This window comes from Gammaproteobacteria bacterium (genome assembly GCA_029862005.1).
GTDB lineage: Bacteria > Pseudomonadota > Gammaproteobacteria.
The window spans coordinates 1-6,026 of the sequence record JAOTYD010000072.1; the positions used below are offsets into that span (position 1 = coordinate 1).

Annotated in this window: 7 protein-coding genes; all 7 read left to right on the forward strand. The window is 55.0% G+C overall.

Annotation, left to right across the window (positions count from 1 at the left end; translation table 11 throughout):
• The coding region (locus OES20_18615) for a 3-methylcrotonyl-CoA carboxylase (GenBank protein ID MDH3636705.1) at positions 1 to 1,211 on the forward strand (1,211 nt) is incomplete at its 5' end.
• Positions 1,212 to 1,215: 4 nt separating this feature from the next.
• Positions 1,216 to 2,124: a hydroxymethylglutaryl-CoA lyase gene (locus OES20_18620; GenBank protein ID MDH3636706.1), complete on the forward strand. Its 909-nt coding sequence runs from the start codon at positions 1,216 to 1,218 to the stop codon at positions 2,122 to 2,124.
• Between the two features lie 4 nt (positions 2,125 to 2,128).
• Positions 2,129 to 2,707, forward strand: a complete 579-nt coding sequence (locus OES20_18625; protein MDH3636707.1) for a DUF2889 domain-containing protein — start codon at positions 2,129 to 2,131, stop codon at positions 2,705 to 2,707.
• A complete protein-coding gene (locus OES20_18630; GenBank protein MDH3636708.1) occupies positions 2,704 to 3,375 on the forward strand; it encodes a haloacid dehalogenase type II in 672 nt (223 codons plus the stop codon). The genes OES20_18625 and OES20_18630 overlap by 4 nt, the downstream gene beginning before the upstream one ends.
• A 151-nt stretch (positions 3,376 to 3,526) precedes the next feature.
• Entirely contained in the window at positions 3,527 to 3,913 is a 387-nt protein-coding gene (locus OES20_18635; GenBank protein ID MDH3636709.1) for a phasin family protein, read from the forward strand.
• Between the two features lie 114 nt (positions 3,914 to 4,027).
• Positions 4,028 to 5,206 carry an acetyl-CoA C-acetyltransferase gene (locus OES20_18640; GenBank protein ID MDH3636710.1) on the forward strand — a complete coding sequence of 393 codons (1,179 nt, stop codon included), beginning with the start codon at positions 4,028 to 4,030 and terminating at the stop codon, positions 5,204 to 5,206.
• Between the two features lie 36 nt (positions 5,207 to 5,242).
• Positions 5,243 to 5,965 (forward strand): acetoacetyl-CoA reductase, encoded by a 723-nt coding sequence (gene phbB, locus OES20_18645; GenBank protein MDH3636711.1) that lies wholly within the window; start codon positions 5,243 to 5,245, stop codon positions 5,963 to 5,965.
• The last annotated feature ends 61 nt before the right edge of the window (positions 5,966 to 6,026 follow it).

A 6,026-nucleotide genomic window follows, 5' to 3' on the forward strand; every position in this document is an offset into this window, starting at 1 on the left:
CTGCCATCGATTGCGCTAGGACCATTGACTACGTCGGCGCCGGGACGGTCGAGTTCCTGCTCGACCAGGATGGCAGTTTTTATTTCATGGAAATGAATACGCGGCTGCAGGTTGAACACCCGGTCAGCGAAATGATTACCGCGCAGGACCTGGTCGATTGGCAATTCAGGGTTGCCTGTGGAGAAGCCTTGCCGCTGGAGCAACAGCAGATCGTCAAACAGGGACATGCGATCGAGGCACGAATATACGCGGAGACACCGCGTAACGACTTCATGCCGGCGGCGGGACGGATAAAATACCTGCGCTTACCCGACACTTCAAGCTCGGTGCGCATCGATACCGGGGTTCGTTGCGGCGACCCGATCGGTATTAACTACGACCCGATGATCGCCAAGCTAATCGTGCATGCCGACAATCGTACCGCGGCGCTGGCAAAACTTAAGCTGGCATTGCAGCAATACCAGATCCTGGGTTTGAGCACCAACCTTGGATTCCTGACCCGCCTGGCGGCCAGCCCTGAATTAATTGCCGGCGACTTTGATACCGGATTCATTGCAACGCATCGTGAGTACCTGCTGGCGGATCATGCCGAGCAGTTGAATCGGGCGCTGGTGCTTGCCGCGGCGGCGATGTTACCCGCGCTCGGTATCCGGGTGTCTTCCACGAATGCCGGTTCGGCCTGGGATACACGCGATCATTGGCGTATGAACCTGAATAGTAACCAGGTTATCGAGCTTGAATACGACGAAACGCTCTACCAGCTTGCATTCACGCGACAATCGGACGGCTGGAGTGTTACCTGTGCAGAAGCCAGTTACCTGGTCAACGGTGAATGGATCGACCAACACCACCTGCGGGTTGAAATCGAGGCGGAACAGGTCGAGTTACCGGTAATACGGGAGGCGTCTTCGATCTCGATTTATTACCGCGGACAGGCTTATCGTTTCGGATTACCGGCGGCGAATCATGACGGCGCGAGCGAAGCGCCTGACGCCGATCACCCCAGCGCGCCGATGTCGGGTGCCGTTGTTGCGCTGCCGATCGCGGTTGGCGATACTGTTGAGCCCGGCGACACCCTGGTGGTGGTTGAAGCTATGAAAATGGAACATGCCATCGTTGCGCAGATCAGCGCGAGGGTCAGCGAAATCCTGGTTGCTGAAGGGGACCAGGTCGAGGAAGGCGAAACCCTGGCTTTACTGGAGGTTGAATAGTTCGATGAGTTTCCCCGAGCGCGTCAAGATAGTCGAAGTGGGTCCCCGTGACGGATTGCAGAACGAGTCTGTCACCGTACCCGCTGAAATCAAGGTCCAGCTGGTCGAAAAGCTCGCCGACGCCGGGTTATCGGTGATCGAATCGGGTGCCTTCGTTTCACCAAAATGGGTGCCGCAGATGGCGACCAGTGCCGAGGTTTTCAAACAGATCGACAAACGCGTCGGGATCTCCTACCCGATGCTGGTGCCCAACCTGAAAGGTCTGGAGCTTGCCCATGAAGCAGGCGTGCAGGAGATCGCGCTGTTTGCCGCGACCACGGAAACTTTCTCGCAGAAAAATACCAACTGCTCGATCGCCGAAAGTATCGACCGATTCAACGCGGTGATTGATCAGGCGCAGGCGCTCGACATGAAGATTCGGGGTTATATTTCCTGTGTGCTGGGCTGCCCTTACGAAGGCGAGGTTTCGTCCGACACGGTTTTGATGCTGGCGCAGAAGCTGTTTGACAAGGGTTGCTACGAAGTTTCGCTGGGTGACACCATCGGGGTGGGCACCGCGGGGCAGGCAAGCGACCTGGTCGAAAAGCTGAGCCGGCAGGTACCGGTGCGGCATCTGGCGGCGCATTTTCACGATACCTACGGGCAGGCGCTGGCCAATATTCACGCGGTGATGCAGTGCGGGATTGCCGTGATCGACAGTTCGGTTGCGGGCCTGGGCGGTTGCCCTTACGCGAAGGGTGCCACCGGCAACGTGGCTACCGAGGACGTGATTTACATGCTGCACGGCATGGGTATCGAAACCGGAGTCGACATGGATAAATTACTCGAAGCGGGGCGCTTTATCAGTGATTTTCTCGGGCGCGAACCGGTATCACGGGCGGCAACCGCCTTGTTGCGTAAGAGAGCGGGCTAGAACGATGGGATTACCTGATCCAGCAGAACGCGAAAAGAAACACCACCGCAAGATCGATTGCGAGGGATATCTGCGCAGCGATGGCCTGTGGGATATCGAAGTGCGCATGGTCGATACGCGCACCTATGATTGTGCTTACGATGAATTTCACCGCGATGGCATGATCAAGGCCGGTGAACCGGTGCACGATATGTGGTTGCGCTTTACCATCGACCTCGATTTTTTAATCCATGATGTGCAGGCAGCGTCAGATAAGACACCATTCAGCATTTGTCCACGGGCCGCCGGGGCAATGCGGGATATCATCGGCTTACGCATCGGTTATGGCTGGATCAAGCAGGTGCGTGAGCGCATCGGCGCCGATAGAAGCTGTACCCATCTGATGGACCTCCTCGGGCAACTGGCTGCTACGGCTTACCAGACACTGCATACCGCGATTGAAGAGCGTGAAGCCCAACAGAAAGATCGCGAAAAACCGCCGATCCTGGATACCTGCCTGGCACTCTCGAGTAGCGGCGACGTGGTCAAGAATCTGTGGCCGGAATTTTACACGCCGAAACCTGCCAAGGATTCGAAGACATGACGGTTGCGCTGGCGTTTGACATATACGGTACCCTGATCAATCCGCATGGCGTAGTGGATGAGCTTTCGAAGTATGTTGGGGAAGACGCGCAGGAATTTTCCAATGTCTGGCGCGACAAGCAACTCGAATACACCTGGCGTCGCGCGCTGATGCAGCGCTACGAAAATTTTCCGGTCTGTACACGGCAGGCGCTGGACTATGCCGATACCTTGCTGCAGACGGGACTTGACGAAGCGGCGAAAGCATCGCTGATGGCGGTTTACCGGGTACTGCCCGCTTACGATGACGTGCCGGCAAGCCTGCAGGCTTTGGCGGACGCGGGTTTTTGCATGTATGGATTTTCCAACGGCGTGGCGGACGCGATCAGCGGACTACTCGAGCATGCCGGAATCGATCAGTATTTCGAGGGCGTGGTCAGCGTTGATGCGCTGCAAACCTTCAAACCCAACCCCGCTGTTTATCGTCATTTCATCGAAGTCGCGGATACGGCCCCGGAAAATTGCTGGCTCGTATCAAGCAATGGTTTCGATGTCATTGGCGCGGTATCAGCGGGAATGAAGGCAGCCTGGTTGAGGCGCTTCGAAAGTGTTGTCTTCGATCCCTGGGGCATTGAACCGACGCTCGTCGTGTGCAGTCTCGACGAGCTTTCGAAGAAGATTACTGTTTAGAATTCAATCATTTAGAAGAATTAAAAATGATTTTGTTGCGCTGCAACAAAATACTTGACTTATACTCCTCGTGCCCCTATATTACTTGCATTGTTGCAGTGCAACATAGATTTTTAGATCTAGTTTTTTTAACTTTACCGAGGAATTAAACATGTACGAAGATTTCGTGAAAATGGCTCAAGAAAGCCTCAAGCCGATGATGAAAATGGCTGAAAACAACACTGCGCTGATGGTCAAACTGATGCAGAGTCAGGCCGACACCACGGCTGAAATGATGCAAAGTAATCTTGCACACCTGCAGGCGCTGGTCGAAACTAAAGATATGAACGCCGCTGTTGAAATGCAGCAAAAGTATGTCGAAGCGCTGAACGAAAAGCTGATGACTGTCACCAAGGAAAGTGCCGCCGTGATCGAAGCCGCGATCACCGAAGCAGGCAAGATTTTTGAAGGTTCTTTAGCCGAAGTTCAGGCCCAGGCCAAGAAAACCGCTCAAAACATCGAAAAGGAAATGACCAAGGCGCGCAAGAAAGCAGCCTGATGCTGTTTACGTTGGAGTCATGTTGACCCTGGTCAAAACGATTCCAAAAATTACTCCTCCAATGTTCAGGCCCGGCGTTATAATGACCCGGGCTTTTTTTTTAGGAAATTGAAAATGACCAAAGTTGTAATTGTAGATGCCGTGCGGACTCCGATAGGCGCCTTTGGTGGCGCCCTCGCGTCGCTACCGGCTAGCCAAATGGGGGCTGCAGTGATCAAGGCCCTGCTGGAACGAAATCGACTCGCAGTCGAACAGGTTGACGAAGTTATCCTGGGGCAGGTACTGACTGCCGGGGTTGGGCAGAATCCGGCGCGCCAGGCCTCGATTGAGGCAGGTTTACCGCAGGAATGTCCGGCGATGACTATTAACAAGGTCTGCGGTAGCGGACTCAAGGCGGTGCACCTGGCGGCGCAGGCGATCCAATGCCGGGATGCCGACGTGATTATCGCCGGCGGCCAGGAAAATATGAGCGCGTCACCACACGTGCTGCCGAAATCGCGTGATGGTCAGCGTATGGGCGACTGGCAACTGCGTGACAGCATGATCGTTGATGGTCTGTGGGACGCGTTCAACGATTATCACATGGGCGTTACTGCGGAAAATATTGCGAAAAAATATCAATTCTCGCGCAACGACCAGGACGCCTTCGCGGCTGCTTCGCAGCAAAAAGCCGAACAAGCGCAAAACGACGGTATCTTTGCCGCCGAGATTGTAGCCGTAGAGATTCCGCAACGCCGTGGGGATCCGGTCGTGTTTGATCGGGACGAGTATCCCAAGGCCGGGACGACGGCGGAAGGATTGGCCAAGCTGCGCCCGGCATTTGATCGCGAAGGCACGGTAACGGCCGGTAACGCATCCGGTATCAATGACGGCGCTGCTGCGCTGCTGGTGATGAGCGCCGACAAGGCGGCTGAACTTGGCCTTGAGCCATTGGCGACCATTGCTTCCTATAGCAGCGCAGGTGTTGACCCGGCGATCATGGGGACCGGTCCGATTCCGGCGACATTAAAGTGCCTCGAAAAGGCAGGCTGGTCGGTTGGTGATCTAGACCTGATCGAGTCAAACGAAGCGTTTGCGGCACAGTCCATGTCGGTTAATACGGACCTGGGCTGGGATACCGACAAGGTGAACATCAGTGGCGGCGCTATCGCGCTGGGTCACCCGATCGGTGCCTCCGGTGCTCGCGTCCTGGTAACGCTGTTACACGGTATGAAACGTACCGATGCGAAGCGCGGACTTGCGACGCTGTGTATCGGCGGTGGTCAAGGTGTAGCGCTTGCGGTAGAAAGGTAATTATTAGATATCAAACTAGCTAAAGGAGAAACAATCATGGGCCGAGTAGCTCTAGTAACAGGCGGCACCCGCGGGATCGGTGAAGCCATCAGCCTGGCATTGAAAGATGCCGGAAATACAGTCGTAGCCACCTATGCAGGTAACGAAGAGGCCGCTAAAAAGTTTACCGAGGACACTGGCATTTCAACCTATCGATTCGATGTCGGAGATTATGATGCCTGCCAGTCAGCGGTAAAACAAATAGTAGCCGATTTAGGACCGATTGAAATTTTGGTTAACAACGCTGGCATCACGCGTGACGGGACCATGCACAAGATGACCTTCGAGCAATGGAACGAGGTGATCCAGACTAATCTGACGTCCTGTTTCAACATGTGTCACGCTGTACTCGACGACATGCGCGAACGCGGTTTTGGCCGTATCGTCAATATCGGTTCGATCAATGGGCAGGCCGGCCAGTATGGACAGGTCAACTATGCGGCCGCCAAGTCGGGTATCCACGGATTTACCAAGGCCCTGGCACAGGAAGGTGCAGCGAAAGGTATTACCGTCAATGCCATCGCGCCCGGTTACATCGCCACCGAAATGGTGCGTGCGGTACCCGAAAACGTGTTGGAAAAGATCGTCCAGCGCATTCCAGTGGGTCGTCTCGGTGAAGCCAGCGAGATCGCTCGTGGCGTCGCCTTTCTGGTTTCAGACGATGCCGGCTTTATTACAGGCTCGACCCTGTCGATTAACGGTGGGCAACACATGTATTGAAGCGATCCTGGTTATTGGTCAAAGCCGGTGCTCGAACGAGTTTCGGCTTTTTTTTCGTCGG

Bases quoted from the DNA above. Each gene is read 5' to 3' on its own strand.
- OES20_18635 (MDH3636709.1), top strand. From the start codon at position 3,527: ATGTACGAAGATTTCGTGAAAATGGCTCAAGAAAGCCTCAAGCCGATG.
- phbB (MDH3636711.1), top strand. From the start codon at position 5,243: ATGGGCCGAGTAGCTCTAGTAACAGGCGGCACCCGCGGGATCGGTGAA.
- OES20_18620 (MDH3636706.1), top strand. From the start codon at position 1,216: ATGAGTTTCCCCGAGCGCGTCAAGATAGTCGAAGTGGGTCCCCGTGAC.
- OES20_18640 (MDH3636710.1), top strand. From the start codon at position 4,028: ATGACCAAAGTTGTAATTGTAGATGCCGTGCGGACTCCGATAGGCGCC.
- OES20_18625 (MDH3636707.1), top strand. From the start codon at position 2,129: ATGGGATTACCTGATCCAGCAGAACGCGAAAAGAAACACCACCGCAAG.
- OES20_18630 (MDH3636708.1), top strand. From the start codon at position 2,704: ATGACGGTTGCGCTGGCGTTTGACATATACGGTACCCTGATCAATCCG.